Source organism: Chitinophaga filiformis, from assembly GCF_023100805.1.
Taxonomy (GTDB): domain Bacteria; phylum Bacteroidota; class Bacteroidia; order Chitinophagales; family Chitinophagaceae; genus Chitinophaga; species Chitinophaga filiformis_B.
On sequence record NZ_CP095855.1, the window covers coordinates 1,548,478 to 1,568,363 of the forward strand.

16 protein-coding genes, 1 tRNA gene and 1 pseudogene are annotated in these 19,886 nt (G+C 42.0%); 10 read left to right on the forward strand and 8 right to left on the reverse strand.

The window, feature by feature from the left end; translation table 11 throughout:
• Nucleotides 1-595: 595 nt before the first annotated feature.
• Nucleotides 596-955 carry a SnoaL-like domain-containing protein gene (locus MYF79_RS06495; protein WP_247813098.1) on the forward strand — a complete coding sequence of 120 codons (360 nt, stop codon included), beginning with the start codon at nt 596-598 and terminating at the stop codon, nt 953-955.
• 105 nt (nt 956-1,060) lie between these two features.
• Here MYF79_RS06495 and MYF79_RS06500 read toward each other — a convergent pair whose 3' ends face one another.
• Entirely contained in the window at nt 1,061-1,543 is a 483-nt protein-coding gene (locus tag MYF79_RS06500; RefSeq protein WP_247813099.1) for a DUF4240 domain-containing protein, read from the reverse strand.
• 183 nt (nt 1,544-1,726) lie between these two features.
• Here MYF79_RS06500 and MYF79_RS06505 point away from each other — a divergent pair, with 183 nt between their 5' ends.
• Nucleotides 1,727-3,658, forward strand: a complete 1,932-nt coding sequence (locus MYF79_RS06505; protein WP_247813100.1) for a gamma-glutamyltransferase family protein — start codon at nt 1,727-1,729, stop codon at nt 3,656-3,658.
• A 454-nt stretch (nt 3,659-4,112) separates the two neighbouring features.
• On the opposite strand, the gene MYF79_RS06510 is transcribed toward MYF79_RS06505, so the two are convergent.
• Together MYF79_RS06510 and MYF79_RS06515 are read right to left on the reverse strand one after the other, a co-directional pair.
• On the reverse strand, nt 4,113-5,441 hold the full coding sequence (locus tag MYF79_RS06510; protein ID WP_247813101.1) for an amino acid permease: 1,329 nt from the start codon (nt 5,439-5,441) through the stop codon (nt 4,113-4,115).
• Between the two features lie 31 nt (nt 5,442-5,472).
• On the reverse strand, nt 5,473-6,030 hold the full coding sequence (locus MYF79_RS06515; RefSeq protein WP_247813102.1) for a GNAT family N-acetyltransferase: 558 nt from the start codon (nt 6,028-6,030) through the stop codon (nt 5,473-5,475).
• A gap of 152 nt (nt 6,031-6,182) precedes the next feature.
• Between MYF79_RS06515 and MYF79_RS06520 the strand changes: the two genes are divergently transcribed.
• Nucleotides 6,183-6,256, forward strand: a tRNA-Ala gene (locus MYF79_RS06520).
• 787 nt (nt 6,257-7,043) lie between these two features.
• On the opposite strand, the pseudogene MYF79_RS32490 reads toward MYF79_RS06520, so the two are convergent.
• The 5 genes and pseudogenes from MYF79_RS32490 to MYF79_RS06540 all read right to left on the reverse strand — a co-directional run.
• Nucleotides 7,044-7,775: pseudogene (locus MYF79_RS32490) on the reverse strand (recombinase family protein); the annotation flags it as partial.
• Nucleotides 7,720-8,016 carry a hypothetical protein gene (locus tag MYF79_RS06525; protein WP_247813103.1) on the reverse strand — a complete coding sequence of 99 codons (297 nt, stop codon included), beginning with the start codon at nt 8,014-8,016 and terminating at the stop codon, nt 7,720-7,722. The gene MYF79_RS06525 and the pseudogene MYF79_RS32490, both read right to left, overlap by 56 nt.
• Nucleotides 8,006-8,269, reverse strand: coding sequence for a helix-turn-helix domain-containing protein (locus tag MYF79_RS06530; RefSeq protein WP_247813104.1), 264 nt, complete (start codon nt 8,267-8,269; stop codon nt 8,006-8,008). The genes MYF79_RS06525 and MYF79_RS06530 overlap by 11 nt, the downstream gene beginning before the upstream one ends.
• A 340-nt stretch (nt 8,270-8,609) precedes the next feature.
• On the reverse strand, nt 8,610-9,485 hold the full coding sequence (locus MYF79_RS06535) for a helix-turn-helix domain-containing protein (protein ID WP_247813105.1): 876 nt from the start codon (nt 9,483-9,485) through the stop codon (nt 8,610-8,612).
• Nucleotides 9,478-10,632 (reverse strand): HEPN domain-containing protein, encoded by a 1,155-nt coding sequence (locus MYF79_RS06540; RefSeq protein ID WP_247813106.1) that lies wholly within the window; start codon nt 10,630-10,632, stop codon nt 9,478-9,480. The genes MYF79_RS06535 and MYF79_RS06540 overlap by 8 nt, the downstream gene beginning before the upstream one ends.
• A 689-nt stretch (nt 10,633-11,321) precedes the next feature.
• On the opposite strand from MYF79_RS06540, the gene MYF79_RS06545 reads away from it, so the two are divergent.
• The 7 genes from MYF79_RS06545 to MYF79_RS06575 are packed head-to-tail and all read left to right on the forward strand — an operon-like array spanning nt 11,322 to nt 19,789.
• Nucleotides 11,322-11,546, forward strand: coding sequence for a helix-turn-helix transcriptional regulator (locus tag MYF79_RS06545; RefSeq protein ID WP_247813107.1), 225 nt, complete (start codon nt 11,322-11,324; stop codon nt 11,544-11,546).
• A 60-nt stretch (nt 11,547-11,606) separates the two neighbouring features.
• Complete coding sequence (locus tag MYF79_RS06550; RefSeq protein ID WP_247813108.1) at nt 11,607-13,169, forward strand: type I restriction-modification system subunit M; 1,563 nt, start codon at nt 11,607-11,609, stop codon at nt 13,167-13,169.
• Nucleotides 13,162-14,385, forward strand: coding sequence for a restriction endonuclease subunit S (locus tag MYF79_RS06555; RefSeq protein ID WP_247813109.1), 1,224 nt, complete (start codon nt 13,162-13,164; stop codon nt 14,383-14,385). The genes MYF79_RS06550 and MYF79_RS06555 overlap by 8 nt, the downstream gene beginning before the upstream one ends.
• Before the next feature lies 1 nt (nt 14,386).
• Nucleotides 14,387-15,379, forward strand: a complete 993-nt coding sequence (locus tag MYF79_RS06560) for a restriction endonuclease (protein ID WP_247813110.1) — start codon at nt 14,387-14,389, stop codon at nt 15,377-15,379.
• Between the two features lie 8 nt (nt 15,380-15,387).
• Complete coding sequence (locus MYF79_RS06565) at nt 15,388-16,032, forward strand: abortive infection family protein (RefSeq protein WP_247813111.1); 645 nt, start codon at nt 15,388-15,390, stop codon at nt 16,030-16,032.
• Nucleotides 16,029-19,262 carry a type I restriction endonuclease subunit R gene (locus tag MYF79_RS06570; protein WP_247813112.1) on the forward strand — a complete coding sequence of 1,078 codons (3,234 nt, stop codon included), beginning with the start codon at nt 16,029-16,031 and terminating at the stop codon, nt 19,260-19,262. Before MYF79_RS06565 ends, MYF79_RS06570 begins: the two co-directional genes overlap by 4 nt.
• A gap of 38 nt (nt 19,263-19,300) precedes the next feature.
• On the forward strand, nt 19,301-19,789 hold the full coding sequence (locus MYF79_RS06575) for a hypothetical protein (protein WP_247813113.1): 489 nt from the start codon (nt 19,301-19,303) through the stop codon (nt 19,787-19,789).
• Nucleotides 19,790-19,886 lie beyond the last annotated feature (97 nt).

Below are 19,886 nucleotides of genomic sequence, written 5' to 3' on the forward strand. Positions count from 1 at the left end.
TATGCCTGCTGGCATAATGAGTTGTTTTCCGGAGGGTCATCGCAGCTAAAGATGTCAACAATACAATTAAAAGAAGGATTGCTTCAGTTGGGGAACTGCGTTGATATATCTGAAGGTGAATGTGCGAACAGGAGTATGTCGTTGAAATATTTCATCAGGCCTGTGCTGGAATATATTACCAGGCTATGCTGGCATAGTGGCGAAGGAACGGTCTGGGATCAAGTGAAGGCGTAAAGAGAGAGTATGTCGTTGAATATCTTACCAGCCTATGTTGGCATTGTGGTGGGGAACGGTCTGAGGAGAGTATGTCGTTGGAATATATTACCAGGTTTTGCTGGCATTGTGATGAAGGAACGGTCCGGGATTAAGTGAAGGTGTAAAGAGCCTATGTCGTTGAAATGTCTTACCAGCCTGTGTTGGCAACTGGTGAGGGAACGGTCTGGTATTTGATGGGAGAGAGCAGGAAGAGAAGAAGCGGAGAAGACGGAGAGAACAAGGAGCGTATAAGCTGTCTTTTGTGAAGTAAGGAACAATAACACAACAATGACGCCTGTAATATGTTAATTTAATTCAAACTCCAAAATCCACCAGCATTATGACAACACAAGAAATTGCAACCCGCCTTGCAGAGCTCTGCAAAAAAGGAGAATTCGAAGCTGCACAGAAAGAATTTTTTGCCCAGGATGCTATCAGCATCGAACCAGAGGATACACCTGAATTTGCAAAGGAAACAAAGGGCCTTGACAAGATCTTTGAAAAGGGAAACAAATTTATGTCCATGGTAGAGGCTGTACATGGAATAGATGTTTCTGCACCATTGATTGCAGGAAATTCATTTGCCTTTGTACTGATGATGGATATAACCATGAAAGGAAGAGACAGAATGAAGATGCAGGAGCTATGTGTATATACAACAAAAGATGGAAAGATAATTTCCGAACAGTTTTATATGTAGCACAGCGGGCTCTCAGGAATGATGACCTGCCCGGGAGGGCCGGACCCGGGGACTGCTGAAAAAAATAGTGTAAAAAAGGGCCGCAGATCAGTGCGGCCCTTTCTGTTACCAGCCCCTCGAATTGGAGCCGGATTCAATACAATGGAGGCAATATCGTTCAAATTCTTCGCCGAATTGTTCCTCATATACGCTGTAGCCAATGAATCCGATGTCCCCTGCGGACACGTTCATAGTGGCTGTGGCTGGATTTTCGTCAATCATATTATAATACCGTTCTCCCATACCGACTATAAAGCATCGTCGGTGAAGGAAGCCCTCATCAGATCCGTTCACACGTTCATGGATCTCTTCACGGTCTATGTGGAAGAGCTTTTCTTCCATGACGTGATTGAACCTGGTCAGCTCCCGCTCATCCATATAAAGAAGCTGTTGCCTGATATGGCTGGCAATGTCGTTGGAAACGATATTGCCAAGCTGCCTGATTAAAATGGGATCATTGGTCGTAAGCGCTGTTTCTCTTAAATTGAATAAATATCTATCTGTTGTCCACGCGGTTTCAATGATTTCCCAGAATCTTGTTGCGTTCATAAAAGACAGATTTATTATGTCGTGGAATAAGTGCGCCAGGCATAATCAATGTATTTACGTGGGCACCTTTACTATAACAACGGAGTGGTAGCAAAGTTCATCCCATATTTTCCATGTATACCGCCGATTTTACTATTTTGTCGATGACCAGAATAATAACATTTCTAAATCGCATATTATTTTATGAGACGTCTATTTTTTCTTGCCGCCCTTATTTTCCTGGGACTGGCAACGAGAGCACAGCAAACTCAAAAACCTCCCTTACATGGCAAACACTGGATGGCGGTGACCGGTAAACCCCTGGCAGCCACAGCAGGCTCGATGATATTCCAGAAAGGCGGAAATGCCGTGGATGCGGCCTGTGCCATGCTGGCAGCCACCTGTACCATGTGGGATGTGTTAAGTTGGGGAGGGGAGACGCAAGCCCTTATTTACAATCCTAAAACCAAAAAAGTTATTGCGATCAATGCCCTGGGCGTTGCGCCTACCGGGGCTACCGTGGAATTCTTTAAAAGTAAGGGATACGGTTTCCCTCCTGAATACGGCCCGCTGGCGGCGGTAACACCCGGTACGCCCGGAGGCCTGTGCTATATGCTGGCTGAATACGGTACCCTGAGCCTGAAAGAGGTGCTGGCGCCGGCTATGGAAATGGCCGCCGGTTACCCTATCGAGGCGCAGACGGCCAACAGCATGGAAAGAAGCAAGGACCGCCTGAAACAATGGCCTTACAGCAAAGCGGTGTTCCTGACCCATCCGGGTGAAAAAAGGGAGGCGCCGGAAGCAGGGGAGATCTTTGTACAGAAAGACCTGCTGGCTACGCTCACGAAAATGGTAGAGGCAGAGCAAATGGCGCTGAAGAATAAAAAATCCCGTAAAGAGGCTATTATGGCTGCTTACGATCGCTTTTACAAAGGCGATATTGCGAAGGAATTTGTACGCGGCTGTAAGGAACAGGGAGGGCTGATCACAGAGCAGGACCTGGCAAAGTGGAAACCGATAGAAGAGGAGCCGCTGCATGTAAATTATAAGGGAATAGAAGTATACAAACTTCAATCTTGGACACAGGGGCCGATGTTGCTGCAAAGCCTGAATATCCTGGAGAATTTTGATCTGAAAGGAATGGGATACAATTCCGCTCAATATATACATACCCTGTACCAGACCATGAACCTGACCTTTGCCGACAGGGATTTTTATTATGGAGATCCTTATTTCACCCCTAAGACGCCGATCGAGGGACTGTTGAGCAAAGCCTATGCAAAGGAAAGGGCGAAACAGATCAACCCTGATCATAATGATGCTGCGGCTGCTCCCGGCGACCCTTATCCTTTTGAGGGCAAAACGAATCCTTACCTGAGGTTATTAAAGCAGCGCAGTGCGCTGACAGACACGTCTGCACAGAAAAAGCCGGAAGGCTTTGTGCCGAAGCATGATGCTGCAGGTCTGCTGAATGTGCCGGCTACTGACAGGATGTATGCTGCCAATGATGCAGACAGCCTGTATATGGACCGTTTATGGAGAGGAACCACCAGCGTGGAAGCCGCAGATGAGGAAGGCTGGGTAGTATCTGTAACGCCAAGTGGCGGATGGACGCCGGCATGTATTGCGGGCCACACAGGGGTGGGCATGAGCCAGCGTTTACAAAGCTTTGTACTCGACAGCGCTTTATGTCCATTCAATGTAATAGCACCCGGTAAACGACCAAGAGTAACGCTGACGCCGTCTATGGCATTGAAAGATGGTAAACCATACCTCTCTTTTGCAGTGCAGGGTGGCGATACGCAGGATCAGAACCTGTTGCAGTTCTTCCTGGATGTAGTGGAATTTGGTATGACAGTACAACAGGCAACAGAAGCTGCCAATATTAATACCAATCAGCTGTGGCTTTCATTGGGAGGCACCAGCATAAAAGAACGTATGCCGCATCCCGGTAGTATATTGCTGAATAACAATACGCCGGAATCAGTAAGAGAAACATTGAAGAAAATGGGATATATCACCACTTTCGGTGAGCGCACAAGCGGTCCGGTAAATGCTATTTTGCTGGATAGTAAGCATGGCTCTCTTTGGGGCGGAAGCAGTAACCATGGAGAGGATTACGGTATTGGATGGTAATCTGAACAGGGTCATTATATAGTCGGGAAAGCCACTTGATAAATGTCAAGTGGCTTTCTTGTCTTAGATCATTTGAACAGGAAATGGTTTTTATGAATTTTGTACCAGCAATTAACACAGTGTTCAAATGAGCAACATCAACTGGTAAAATTGTAAGAACAAGTTGTAGAGTATTGTATGTTCAACCTCAAATTAAACAATCCTGAATTAGATCAAAAGTCTCGCATCATTTATGCGGGACTGTTTTTTTTAGCACAAAAGAGAATGCATAAGTTGAATGAATTTGCTGAGGAGCACATAAATGATACTCACCAGGTGAGCAATGAAAAAGGGCTGTATCGAATTTTGACGACACAGCCCGTTCTTATCTGTGTTATAATTGATATTTAGTTGAACAGGTATCTTCACCAAACTGCATCTGCCAGCGTGAAGTAATCCGAAGATCTTGTTTCCGCTACCGGAATGAGGAGTTTTCTTTTTTGGCCGCCATCCATAAGTACAAAGGTATCCCGATCATTTGCAGGAGGAAGCCATAGTAAATAGTTTGCTGGCCCGCGCTGGCAATTGCCCAAAGTACATAGCTGAACGAAACGGCGAATAATAAAATGCATTGCAGCAACTCACTGGTTTTAAGTGGGCCGTTTTTGATCTTCAGTATGAAATAGGAGGCCGTTGAAAAGAGATAGGGGATCAGGACAGACAAGGTTGACAATAAGACCAGGAATTTGAATCGCTCCACTAATCCTTTAGTGTAGTTCATTGCCATGAGAATGGAGATCAGAACACTGCTGAACAGTGTGCCTACATAAGGCACACCTCTTTTATTTTCTTTGCTGAATATCTGCGGGAACAGGTTGTCCTTTGCGATGGCGTAAGGCAGTTGCCCCTGTACCAGCATCCAGCCGTTCAGCGCTCCGAAGGCGGCTATAGCTACTCCTGCGCTCACCCAGTAGCGGGCATTATTGCCCCACATAATAACGGCTGCATCGGCGAAAGGTGTGACCGTTTTTCTCAGTTGTGCCGCTGGAATGATGCCCATCACGCTGACAGTGCCTAAAACATAAACTACTGTCACTATCAATAATCCCAGCAGGGTAGCCTTTGGAATAGTTTGCTGTGGATTTTGCACTTTCTCAGCCGGAATCGTGGCAGATTCAATACCAACATAGGCGAACATAGTGAAGGTCACTGTATTGGAAAGGGCGGTGAAAAGGGAGGTACCGGTACTATTGAATGCGGGAAAGTTGGCCGCTTTGATGAAGAACAGTCCTCCAAAGGCCACCAGTAACAAAGGTATCAGCTTTAGTATGGTAGTGGCCATTTGCACAGAACCGGAAGCTCTGATGCCCCTGTTGCTGACCCAGGTGAGTAGCCAGATGGAGCCCAGGCCCGTAGCAACGGCACTTAAGGTATTGGTAGATAATATGGGAATGAAAGTGCTTAATGCGCTGACAAATCCTATGGTGATAGCTGCATTGGCACAGGACACCGCGAGGAAATATCCCCAGGCAATGGAAAAGCCCATATAGTCGCCGAAACCACGGCGGGTATAGGCGTATGGACCACCGGTTACATTAGGTACGAGTTTACTGAGATTGCCGAATACCTTTACCAGGAAGAAACAACCGATGGCCGAGATCACCCATCCCAGCAGGCTGACACTGCCGAAAGAGGCAAGAGCGGCCGGTGCGAGGAATATACCGGCACCGATCATATTACCAACGATGAGTGATGTGCTTGTCCAGAGGCCCAGTTTGTTTTTTTCCTTAGCTGTTTCTTTCATGCGGCAGGGTGTAGATGAGGTGTAAAGATCGTTATCCCAGGTTAAAATCCCATATCACAATATCCCACTCTTTTTCTCCGTCATTAAACGGGAAGAGGATACGAAAGCCCAGTTTGGTGTGTACGGCCAATGATTTCGGATTGTCCCTGGCAATAGAGCTCAGCGCAAAATCGTACACTGACTCGAAGTTATCTTTATGGAACTGGTACAATTGCCTTAAGAGACCTTTGCCACGGTAGTTGCTGTCGATACAGGTTTGTCCGAGGAAATATACGTTATAATCCATCAGTGCCTTGCCCTTGTAAAACTGACCATCAAACAGTTTCAGCGCATCTTTGAGTGGCGCATATACGTCGGCCGATTCTTTTACCAGTACCAGCAGATAGCCGATCACTTTGTCGCCATCTTTTATAATGGCAGATGGTGCAATTGTATGAAGCGCCTTGAGATCTTCAAAGTTATATTTCCAGGATACATAGCCCTGTTCGGCTTTCACCTCATCTGTGAGGCTCCCGGCTGAATTCAGCCGGGATAGCTCAGCGACCTGTCTTAATTCGTCGTCTGAGCTGATAAATTTTGTTGTATACATAGGTTGCAATGGTTTCCAGGAATGTAAAGAAACAAAAATGGACAGGATTAGTATATCCCCTGATTAGGTAGGGGTGTTTTTTAAAGGAAAATTGAATTTTTGGGAAAATTTGACGTTTTCAGGAAAAAGTATACATTTGCACTCCATTATGCGGGGAATTAGCTCAGTTGGCTAGAGCGCTTGCATGGCATGCAAGAGGTCACCGGTTCGACTCCGGTATTCTCCACTCCACCGGACGGCAGCGAAAACAAGGTTTCGCTGCCGTTTTTTATTTTGGTGAAAGCCGCGTCTGGCGTGAAAAGCGCCTTAACGATTGCGTTATCAGAATTGGTTCGAACTTTTCCATCTTTAAAATGGAACTTCTCCGGAAAGGTCGAACCAAGGAACTGAAACTTCTCTTCCGGCGTAGCGAAATCAATCAGCACATTGAGGTGACGCAGAAAGAAAAAGCCGTATTCGTTTATCTTCTCTTCCTCTGGGTCTTTTTGTTCAAAGCTGGCTATTTGCCTGGCTAACCTTTCGATCTCCGGTTCAATCCTACTTTTGATATTTCTGTAATCTGCAGCATCAATTCCGCCATCTAACATTAATAGTTGTGCATTTTCTAATCTTTTTTGATAGACTTCCAGTTCCTGCTTTAGCTTTTTAAAGGCTGTGGCCTTGTCTTGCCCATCGGTTTGGTTCGCTTCCTTCAATATCAATTCCATTGATTTGAATAGTTTCTCATTATTAGCGATAGCTGTAAGCTGCCCATAAAATGAAGCATTGGCATCAGCCGCCAGAAACCTTTCTTTGCAGCCGGTTCTACAATGGTAGTAGAAGTAGCGCCCACCATTACCCTTAGAGCCGCTGCCTGTTAATATGCGGTTGCACCTGGGGCACGTCAAAAAGCCACGCAAAGGCAATTCTTCTCGTTGGGTATGCTTTGCTGGCTGGTTGTTCTTTTTTCTTTTTCCTTCCAGGATATCCTGAACATCATAGAACAATTTTGTAGCAATAATTGGCTCATGTTTAGCCTCTACGATCATGGCAGGATCGACTTTATAAGCTGGCACTCTTATCTTTCCAATGTATGCAGGATTACGGAACATTTCATGAAAAGCGCTGCGTTTAGTTTTCAGTCCTTTTTTATGCGCCAGCATTCTTAAGTGATCAATGTGGTGCAAACCGGTCGCCATTTCTTCAAATACCCACTGTACCAAGGATGCCTTTTCAGAAGGAATAATACATGCTTTATTATTTTCATCACGGCTACGTTTATATCCTACCGGGGCTGGCCCCATCCATCGTCCTTCTTTCATAGCCTTGTGAATACCATCCGAAATATTTAACGAACGCCGGTCATTTTCCACTTCCGGAGCTGCCAGGTAAATAGCCAGCATAAACTTGTGCTCCGGGATATTCATGTCTAATGGTTGTTCGATAGCCTGCGGCTCTACTCCCAGTTTGTTTAACTGACTGATCATGCCGTAGGCATCAGCGGCGTTACGTGAAAACCGGTCCCATTTTAAAAACAACAGCAAGTCGGCAGAGTGCTTATTACTTTTAAGGAAGGCCAATAATTTTTTAAATTCAGGCCTTTCAAAGGTTTTGGCCGAATGGTCTTCTTTATAGAAAGCTGCCACTTCTATATTATTCAACGCGCAATATTTACGAAGCCGCTCTTCTTGGTAGGACAAACTAAATCCATCAGCTTGCTCGTCTGTACTCACTCTGACATAAAGGATAGCTTTGCGTGTTTTCATGTTCTTGTATTTGCTGTTGTTTAATTAGTGTATGTTCCTTTTCCATTCTTTGGCTGACGGCAATTACCATCTTCGCTACCAAATACAGCCAGTCCCTGATTTTGATTAATTCATCATCTGTGTAAGTATGGTGTTCATCATTCCAGATTGCCCTCAATTGTTGCAGGCTGACTTTTTCAAATAGGCTATCCGTTTCTATAGTATTGGAGTTTTGGGAAATGGGTTTTAATTTATTTTTCATATAAATATTGGTTTAAATGTTCTTTAGAAAAGAGATGCCTTCCCCGTTTTGTATGTTGTAGTGTTTGTAGTCTACCTGCATTTACTAAAGAATAAACCCTTGATACAGACAGGTGCAGGTAACTTGCAGCTTCCTGTAATGAAAGTGGTGGCGATGAATTGATTTCCAGGGAGGATAGTCCCGATTGGATTTTATCCAGTTTGGTAATTAATGTGTCTAACTTTTCCTGGATAAGCTTTAATTCATGATTCATAGATATGGTATTTATAGTTGGTACCATAAGATCAAATGCCAGGCCTGTTTTGTCATTGCTAGCTCGACAAAATTAGCTAACGGAAACAACTGCTAAAAAGCGGTAAAAAGTGTAAACTTTTTTACCAATAAACCACTTAAAGAAAATCTTAAAATCAAAACCTGGGTTTGTTTTGTGGCAAATTGTCACTGACATTGATAGAAAACATGAATGCCACACGGTCAGGCATTCATGTAAGGTGTAGTTGCTATTAGCCTAATAAATTATCTTGATACAATTACGCACGCTTCAGGATACAGTTAAAAACAATTAAGGACAATTAAGGGTTATTAAAGATTTATCAGGAACGAGTTGCATTTACGTTGAGATTATAACCTGCTTCCACCAAACAATAGATGTGTTCATATAGTAACAGTAGGAAAGAACGTTCAATCCCTTCGTCATATCCGACACCTTCGTTTGAAATACCAGCATCTAACCAGTTCCAAAATAAAAAGCGTAACTGTTTCAGCGTATATTTTTCAAAGAAGGATTTAAGTACCTGTTCCGGATTCATTACTTGTTCGTAAACCAAATCACGAGGTTGATCCTGGGATTGTGCCGTCGGGTGTGCATCCATTGATTCCGTAGCTCCAATAGCATTTTCCCATTTGTCTTTTTCGTTTATCAAGTGTAGGGCTTCCAGTAATACCAGTAAATCTTTATAGAAAGTCATTAATGTTAATCGAACGTCCTCTTCTTCGCAACTGCTTTTATTATTGGCAATAGCTGCTTTTATCCAATTCCAGGTATCATCACGAATAGAATCAATATCCCGAACTTTAAAGACTTCCTGAATAACATGGGTGGGATTTTGAGCGACTTTTTCCAAAAGAAGCTCAGGTATTTTTTCAAGCTCACTGGATTCGCCTAATGCATTTAAATTGTTTGCTTCTTCCTCACTTAATTCTCCGTTCCCAACTGCCTGCTTTTTTAATAATGCAATCAATTCGTCCTGGGTAGCCATTAATTGATTCTGCAAGCCAAGAATATAAAAATAACAGGTTTCGCTTTTGAAGAAGGCATCCAGGTGTTTAGCCGTTTCAAACTTAAGAATGGATTTGCCTGCTTCCAATTCGGCATATTGCTCCTTGGACATGTGTAAAGCATTGGCGACCGCTTCCTGGCTTAGATTGTTCTTTTCGCGGAAATATCGTATGAAAATATTCTCAGTCATGTTGGGTAAACTTATTGGTTAATGAATCCATTTTTTCCTGGAAAATCTGTTCAGTTTTGAGATGCAGTTCATGGATGAGAGTGAATAATTCTTGTAGCTCCAGATGTTCAATTTTAAAGTCATCCTTGTACCTGGCATTTACATAGGCTTTGTATAAAAGCTGGAACAAATCTTTATCTTTTCGAGTACTGAAGGGATGTGCATCATATAATTTAGGGGCGCATTGCCGTGTGAAGCGCAGTAACCTTCTCAGGTTATGGGTGACGTAGTTATGACCGGTGAGAGCATAAAGAATCGCGCGAAGGCAATGCTCGGCAGCCTGGTGAAGCATAAAAGCTGCAATATCTGCCACTCGTATTTGTGAAAAATGACCGGCTCCATCCAGGAATAACCGGGCGATACGAAATGTTTTATAAAAATCTTCCTGGGCTTTGATTTTCATAACTTCTAGATTGGTAATAATGCTAATCGGTAGCGGGAACCGACCGTCATCATACACCATGTTTTCTGTAGTGCACACCAGTGAATAAAATATATGCCCTTCTCTAATCAGCCTGTAAATTTCGACTGCTTTGGAAAAACTGATCATAACATCAGCAATATCCTTGCAGGCAGTTTCAATGGTTTCCTGAAGTTCTTTATGTGGTTGCTGTGACTTTCCGGGTAGCAAAATCAGTAGATCATATTGGGAAGCATGGCCAGCGTTGTCGTTTCCCCGAGCATCCAGCAGGAATATCTTTTCAGCCTCCGTTACTTTAACAATAATGTCAATAATCCTTTCAAGCGGATCTCCTTCCGGTTGCAGTACTTCAGGGGTGAGTGGAATGATAGGTGTTTCTGTTTTTGTATCATCTTCAGTATCTATTGGCCCTACGGATTCATTTCCAAGGATTAGCCAGGCCGCTTCAATCAGCTTTTCAATATTATCGTGCAGGGTGACATATTCCAGGGCCTCCACATCTTCTGCACGTAGCGCATCGGTTAGCCATTCCTTGAGGCATAATCGGATATCTGAAAGCGTATACCAGGTGAAGAATTCTTTCAGGATATGACGAGGATTGTTTATTTCATTACAGGTGAGCCTAAAAGGTTGTTGGTGCCATGCTGGCCAATTGGATAGTATTCGCTTGTTTAATGGAGTGTTCATTTGGAAAAGTTTAAAGGTGAATGCGTATGGGTGGAAAACGGGCGGTTAGCCTCTATGGGCAATAAAGCATTGTTTCAGTTATGAGGATGATAGCTGATTACGGATATGCTTAAAAAATCAGAGAATTAGAAGATAGTCAACTCAGTTATAACGGAGTGTGAGGCTTTCCTGGGGGAATAACTTGTAAAGGCGTAGAAAATGTCGTTAAGAAGCTTATATGCTTTGTGTAAGTAAAGGCAGATGTTTGTTTGACAGGTAGTATTGAGCAATGCATATAATTGCATTTGAATCAAAGGGAAATTAGGTGCACTTGTAAAGACTACCTTGCAGGGAGTGAAATAAAATTGCGTGGGTTAGTCCTTATCGATTCTGAAGGGCTGCGACACCCCAAATCACGAATAAGAACGCCCACGCAATAGCGTGAGCGATTTACTTATTTCTCGTGATTTTTGAAAGGTCGCAGTTTTCAGAATCGAGAATAAAGCAAACACGCTTAAAATATCTTATGTGTTCGCAAAAATAGAGTCTAGTTATCTAACTATCGTCAATAAGTTGTTTTAGTGTAAATGCCATATTGAGCTTAAAGATAAACATTGGTTATTAAATAACCAACAATAGCTTATTAATAACCAATATTGATAATTTAAAAAATACCTAATAATTTGCTAGTCAACCTTATAGAATAAACGATGGCAAAAAAGGAGAAAGTTAATTTAAACAGGCTCAGGATTGTACTGGCTGAAAAGAATAAAACCAACAGGTGGTTAGCTGATCAATTAGGGGTAACTGAAGGTACTGTATCCAAATGGGCTACCAATACACATCAACCTTCTCTTGAAACACTTTATCAGGTTTCTTTATTGTTCAAAATAGATATACATGAGTTGATTGAGTCGACGATCCCTAAAAAGTGAAGTTATACAGCTTATACTTGATGAGTAAATTCATAACTTGAAAGTTATTTTTAATTTATAATGGCAAAACAAAAAGGAAAAACAGAAGAACCGGTAGAAAAGCAGTCGCTTGGAAAGCTCGAAGCGTCGCTTTGGAAAGCAGCCGATAAGCTACGTAAAAATATCGATGCTGCAGAATACAAACACATTGTATTAGGTCTCATATTCCTAAAATATATCTCCGATGCTTTTGAGGAATTGTACGCGAAACTGAAAGCGGATGAAGCTAACGGCGCAGATCCTGAAGACAAAGACGAATACAGGGCTGAAAACGTGTTTTTTGTACCCAAGGAAGCTCGCTGGGCGTTCCTCCGCTCCAAAGCTAAGTTGCCAGAAATTGGTAAGTTCGTTGATTCGGCCATGGATGCCATTGAAAAGGAAAACAATTCATTAAAAGGTGTTTTGCCCAAAGTATTTGCTCGCCAGAACCTGGACCCAACTAGTTTGGGCGAACTGATTGACTTGGTGGGTAATATTGCCCTTGGCGATGTAAAAGCCCGAAGTGCCGATGTGTTAGGACATGTATTTGAATATTTCCTGGGTGAGTTTGCCTTAGCTGAAGGTAAGAAGGGCGGACAGTTCTATACACCACGTAGCGTGGTTGAGTTATTGGTAGAAATGCTGGAGCCCTATAAAGGTCGCGTGTTTGACCCTTGTTGCGGTTCTGGCGGTATGTTTGTTCAGTCTGAAAAATTTGTGGCTGACCATCAAGGGAGAGTAAACGATATTTCCATATACGGTCAGGAAAGTAACCAAACAACCTGGCGACTGGCGAAGATGAACCTGGCCATCCGAGGCATCGACAGTTCACAGGTAAAATGGAATAGCGAAGGTTCTTTTCTCAACGATGCCCATAAAGACCTAAAAGCAGATTACATCATAGCCAACCCACCATTTAACGTGAGTGATTGGGGGGGCGAGTTGATGCGTACCGATGGCCGCTGGCAATACGGTGTGCCTCCCGTAGGTAATGCCAATTTTGCCTGGTTGCAACATTTCATTTACCATCTTTCGCCTTCCGGCCAGGCGGGGGTAGTGCTGTCCAAGGGAGCTCTTACCTCCAAAACGAGCGGCGAAGGAGATATTCGAAAAGCATTAGTCGAAGCTGGTTTAATCGATTGCATTGTAAATCTGCCTGCTAAGCTCTTCCTCAATACGCAGATACCTGCTGCCCTCTGGTTCTTGGGTCGCAATCGTAAGAACGGTAAGTACCGCAACCGCAATCAGGAAATTCTTTTTATCGATGCACGCAACCTCGGACATCTAATCAATCGCCGTACACGCGAGCTTTCGCTTGAGGACATACAAAAAATTGTCGAGACGTATCATAATTGGCGTAATCCTAAGGGTAAATATGAGGATATACCCGGCTTCTGCGCCTCAGCACTTATAGATAAGGTAAGATCTCTGGATTATGTACTCACCCCTGGGCGCTATGTAGGGTTACCTGATGAGGAAGACGACTTCAACTTTAACGAACGCTTCAATGTCCTCAAAGTCGAATTGGAATTGCAGTTGAAAGAGGAAGTACGATTAAATAAAATTATTGCTGATAACCTTTTAAAGATTCAGACGAATGAATGAGTGGAAGGAGTATAAATTAGGAGAAATTTTAAATCTTATTACAAAAGGAACAACTCCTCCAAAAGGCGTTGGCTTTGTTGACAAAGGAATAAATTATATCAAATCCGACGCTATTGGTTATGATCGAAAATTTGACAAGTCGAAAATTGTGCAAATAGACAATAAGACTCATGAAAAATTTAAAAGGTCACAATTAGCTGAAGACGATATATTATTTTCAATGGCTGGTATTTATTTAGGAAAAAATGCAATAGTACCAAAGGATATTTTGCCTGCTAATACCAATCAAGCCCTTGCTATACTTAGAATTAATCAAGAAATAGCTTCCCCATCTTATGTCAGCTTATATCTAAGTCAGCAGAACGTTGTTGAATTTGTAAATAATATGTCGGGCCAGTCAGCGCAACCCAATTTAAATTTTGAAGAAATTAAGAGTATAGAAATACAATTACCTTCCCTTCCAGAACAAAAAGCCATTTCCTCTATTCTCAACAGCTTAGACGACAAAATTGAACTACTGCATCGCCAGAACGCTACCCTGGAAAAAATGGCTGAAACGCTATTCCGGCAGTGGTTTGAGGTGGAGGCTAAGGAGGATTGGGAAGATACGACGCTTCAACAACATACAGATACTGTTAGGGGACTTAGCTATAAAGGAAGTGGATTGGCTGAAATTGGCAAGGGGTTACCGATGCATAATCTTAATTCCGTTAATGAAGGGGGAGGATACAAATATGAAGGTATAAAATTTTACACTGGTGAATATAAAGACCGGCATATTATATTCCCCGGTGAAATCATAGTAACAAATACAGAGCAGGGACATGAATTCAGATTAATAGGGTTTCCTGCTATTGTGCCGAATTCGTTTGGCAATAAAGGGCTTTTTAGTCAACATATTTATAAATTAGTGCCTAAGGAAGATTCATATTTATCAAGGCAATACATTTATTACTTGTTACTGAGTTCTAATATGAGAGAGCAAATCATTGCCGCTACCAATGGATCAACAGTTAACATGCTTGCAATTGATGGCTTACAAAGACCTGAATTTAAATTACCGCCACAATCTTTAGTTAAGAAATTTACTGAGATTGTATCAAAGTATTGGGAAAAGAAAGATTTAAATCAAACCCAAATCCGCACCCTCACTGCTCTGCGTGACGCCTTGTTACCAAAGTTAATGAGCGGAGAAGTAAGAGTTCAAATAAATTAAAATGGCAAAAATAACTCCTGAAAATATTGAGTTGTATTGTGTAAGGGCAGATTTCGGCACGTATACTCGACAGTTTATAGAAGGTAGTTATGTAGCGATTGGTTGGCTGGTAGAATATAATTTATCTGAAATAAAAAGCCGGGATGAGCTATATCCATTATACAAATCAACATATCCCAAGGATACTAGCAATGTAGTGGTTGGGCAGCAGGTAGGCCAGATAGCAAGGTTTCTTTTGGAAATAAAAGCTGGCGATTATGTGATTACACCTGCTCAAAATACAGAGTACATTTATTATGGCATTATAGATGAAAATGCTTATTACTTTTCCGATGGTGCAGATGGCTGTCCTTATTTACACCGCAAGAAAGTAAAGTGGAACAAAGAACCCATCCAAAGAAGTCAGTTTTCCGTTCCTTTCCAAAATACTATTCGGTCATCCCTCACAGTTTTTTATATTAGTCATAAAAAGAACTTCTTTAGTACTATTGGTAAGCCGGAACTGGTACCAGAAAGCGAAAAAAAAATCGAATTCGACTATTATACATCTATATTAAATCGCATTCTTGAATTAGACGATAAAGAGTTTGAAATCCTGATAACTCATATTCTCAATGCCTTAGGATTTGAAGGCTCTGAGCATCAAGGTAAAGTAGGGGATGGTGGGGTGGATGCCACAGGTGAACTTAATGTGGCTAATATGGCTAAAATCAAACTTTTTGTTCAGGCTAAGCGGTACAAGTTAGGGTCAAGAATTAACGCCAATGTAGTAAAAGCGTTGCGGGCCAATATTCCAGCAGGCGGCCAGGGCGCATTCATTACCACTGCAGATTTTCAAAAGCAGGCAAAGGATATAGCTGTAGAACAGGGCTTCCCTAGAATAGGATTAATTAATGGTCCTCAATTGGTAGATATTTTGGCTGAGCATTGGGGCGAAATACCGGTTGAATTTAAAGTAAAACTAAACCTAAAAATTGGACTGGTACCTAACTAATGGATAAGTTGAAAAAAGTCATAGAGCAATATGGACGTTGGTCGGAGCTAACAATTCTTATTTTAAGGATTGAGGCGCATATCGAATCCGATTTTAGCAATTCTCTCGAAAATGCTAAATCACTTCTGGAAACAATCGGAAAAGAAATTTGTACTTTAAAAGGTCACACGTTAAATCCTAATTCGACAATAAATGGAGTTTTAAAAAATGCGTTTTCTGTTTTGGGTTATAGTAATACGAACTTGGTAAATCAAATTTCTTCAGCATTGGCGACTATTGGTCAACAAGTTGGAGAGCTAAGGAATGAAATTGGTATCACGTCTCATGGTAGATCCTTAGCAGAAATCAGGGAAAGAAATAACCGTGTAAATATTCTGACCAGGGAATTCTTGATAAATACAGTCGAAATTATCTCCTGCTTCTTAATCCGGAGTTTTGAAAATGAGAATCCGAGACAACCCAATGAGGCTACGGAAAATGCTGTCAACTATTTGGAAGCAGAAGATTTTAACGAATTTTGGGATGATGCATTTGGTGAGTTTCAAATGGGGACATATTCCTACGCAGCAAGCGAGATTCTGTTTAACGTAGATAAACAGGCATATATTAATGAATACAATTCCTTTACACAAGGCGAAACTACCGAAGAATGACCAGGATTACCGAAAATAGTATAGAAGCCTATGCCATTGAGTTGCTGGATAGATGTGGCTACGAGTACATCTATGCCCCCGACATTGCTCCCGATAGTGAAACACCTGAAAGAAGCAATTTTGAACAAGTATTGCTTATAGAGCGTCTGCAACAGGCTGTCCGTAAGATCAATCCTTACATTCCTCCTGATGCACAGCAAGAAGCCCTCCGTGAAATACAACGAATTACTTCACCCGAATTGATAGCTAATAACGAGGCTTTTCATCGCCTGCTTACCGAAGGTATTCCCGTTACAAAATGGGTGGACGGCGAAGACCGGGGCGACAGGGTTTGGCTTATTGATTTCAATAACCCGTATAATAATGAATTTGTAGTAAGTAACCAGTTTACCATTATAGAAAATGGTCAAAATAAACGGCCGGATGTATTGCTTTTTGTAAACGGTATTCCTCTGGTGGTGATGGAGCTGAAGAATGCAGCAGATGAAAATGCTACCATTCAGTCGGCCTTCCGGCAAATGGAAACATATAAAAAGGCGATTCCTTCTTTATTCACATACAACGGTTTTATAATAATATCTGATGGACTGGAAGCCCGCACAGGTTCACTATCGGCCGGCTTCAGCCGATTTATGGCTTGGAAATCTGCGGATGGCAAAGCCGAAGCTTCCCACCTGGTAAGCCAATTGGAAACGCTTATTATGGGGATGCTGAACAAGGAAGCTTTGATCGATTTAATCAGGCATTTCATTGTTTTTGAAAAATCGAAAAAGGAAGACTCGGCTACTGGAATCACTACCATTTCTACTGTTAAGAAACTAGCTGCTTACCACCAATATTATGCGGTGAATCGGGCAGTGGAATCTACCATAAGAGCCTCGGGGCTTTTACAGGATGAAATGTCTTCACTCAATTTGGTGGAGGAACCTCCGGAAAGCTATGGTATACCAAGTGTGAAGAATCAGCCAGTAGGTGACAGAAAAGGAGGGGTGGTATGGCACACGCAGGGGAGTGGCAAATCGTTATCCATGGTGTTTTATACTGGCAAAATAGTGCTGGCTATGCACAACCCAACCGTGCTGGTGATCACCGATCGCAATGACCTGGACGACCAGTTATTCGACACCTTTGCCGCATCCAAGCAATTATTGAGGCAGGAGCCTGTACAAGCTGAAGATCGGAATCACCTGAAAGAGTTGCTGAAAGTAGCATCCGGCGGGGTTGTCTTTACCACCATTCAAAAGTTTCAGCCCGAAGAGGGGAATGTATATGAGTTACTTTCCAACAGAAGGAATATTATAGTTATTGCCGATGAAGCACATCGAACACAATATGGCTTCAAGGCCAAAACGGTGGACGCTAAGGACTATCAGGGTAAAGTCACAGGGAAGAAAATAGTGTATGGCTTTGCTAAATACATGCGCGATGGGTTACCCAATGCCACCTATCTTGGCTTTACCGGAACGCCGATTGAAAATACAGATGTCAATACTCCTGCCGTTTTTGGCAATTATGTAGACATTTACGATATCGCACAGGCTGTTGAAGATGGCGCTACCGTAAGGATATTCTACGAAAGTCGATTGGCTAAAGTAAATCTGAGCGAAGAAGGCAAAAAACTGGTAGATGAACTGGACGAAGATCTAGACCAGGAAGACCTTAGCCAAACTCAAAAAGCTAAAGCCAAATGGACACAACTAGAAGCACTGATAGGTAGCCAGAACCGCCTCAACAATATAGCTAACGATATCATAAATCACTTTGAACAGCGACAATCAGTTTTTGAAGGAAAGGGTATGATCGTATCTATGAGCCGAAGAATTGCCGCAGAACTATATTCAGCTATTATAAAACTAAGGCCAGAATGGCATTCCGAGGATCTAAATAAAGGTGTGATAAAAGTAGTGATGACTTCTTCTTCGTCAGACGGTCCGGAAATCTCCAAACACCATACTACTAAGGAACAGCGGAGAAGACTTGCGGAGCGCATGAAAGAGCCTGATGATGAGCTGAAATTGGTCATTGTGCGTGATATGTGGCTCACAGGTTTCGATGCCCCAAGCATGCATACCCTGTACATTGATAAACCCATGAAAGGGCATAATCTGATGCAGGCCATTGCCAGGGTTAACCGCGTGTACAAAGACAAGCCCGGTGGTTTGATTGTAGATTACCTGGGGATAGCGGCTGATTTGAAAAGAGCGCTCTCCTTTTATGCAGATGCAGGCGGTAAGGGCGATCCCGCTACGGTGCAGGAACAGGCTGTGCATCTGATGCTGGAAAAAATTGAAGTAATCTCCCAAATGTACCATGGCTTTGCTTACGAAAATTATTTTGAAACGGATACTTCTGGAAAGCTGTCTCTTATCCTGGCTGCCGAGGAACATATCTTGGGATTGGAGAATGGCAAAAAACGGTACATAGATGAAGTTACCGCATTAAGCAAAGCCTTTGCCATCGCTATTCCACATGATCAAGCTCTCGATGCTAAAGATGAAGTAGCATTTTTCCAGGCTGTGAAAGCCCGCCTAGTAAAATTTGACAGTACCGGATCTGGAAGAACAGATGAAGAAATTGAAACAACTATTAGACAGGTAATAGACCAGGCACTGGTATCGGAACAGGTAATTGATGTATTCGACGCAGCAGGAATAAAGAAACCTGATATTTCTATTCTGTCAGAAGAATTCATGCTGGAATTGAAGGGAATGGAACATAAGAATATAGCATTGGAAGTGCTCAAGAAGTTATTGAACGATGAAATAAAATCGCGTGCTAAAAAGAACCTGGTGAAAAGCCAGACATTAATGGAGATGTTGGAACTATCCATTAAAAAGTACCACAATAAAATTCTTACTGCCGCCGAAGTGATTGAAGAACTTATTAAGCTGAGTAAGGATATTGTTCAAATGGACAATGAAGCGAAACAGATGGGGCTTTCTGACTTTGAATATGCATTTTACACTGCTGTAGCCAATAATGACAGCGCCCGCGAGTTGATGCAACAGGACAAGCTTCGCGAACTGGCCGTAGTGCTTACAGAAACTATACGTCAAAATGCTACCATCGACTGGACGATCAAGGAAAGTGTAAAAGCCAAACTAAAAGTAGCAGTGAAGCGTATTTTAAGGAAATATGGTTACCCTCCGGATATGCAAATGCTGGCTACAGAAACGGTTTTAAAGCAAGCGGAAATGATTGCGAATGAGTTGACGAATAAAGAACATTAAAAGAGAAATTCTACTCCAAAATCTATAAACAATATAATATGCATCCAGAATGGTATGGGAAAAATTATGGTAGCACTCATTTTGGAATAGCACGGAAGAATAAAACGTTTTATGTTAGGGAATATAACCCAGATGAAACGATTCCTGGGGATATTATATTACCTCAGCCTTTACATGATAATATAGCTGACAGAATGAAACCTTCTGTTTTCTACCCGAAAAACACCATAAAATTTGAATGGAAAGCCTCTTGGGGTTATTATGAGTTTCATTATTTGACTATATATTACAAAGAGATTCCTGTTCAATTTATTAATATAGCTACACCTGAAATAGTACTTCAGTATCTACTTGAGTATGTCGAAATTGATGAAATAGAAGTTTTGCGAAGACAAGTAATGTTTTTGCAAAACAAGTTACATAAAACAGAAGTATCGCTTACGGAGTACAAAACAAAATTTCAGACGGTAGATAAACTACATAAAGAATTATTGAATTCTCTGAAAAATAATACCTATTTCAAATGATTTCTAGCAGTTAACTGAAACTGTATTTCTAACTAAGGGCCAATACCTAAAAATATGTGAGTATTGAGCATAGGTATATTTAAAGGAGTTGAATATG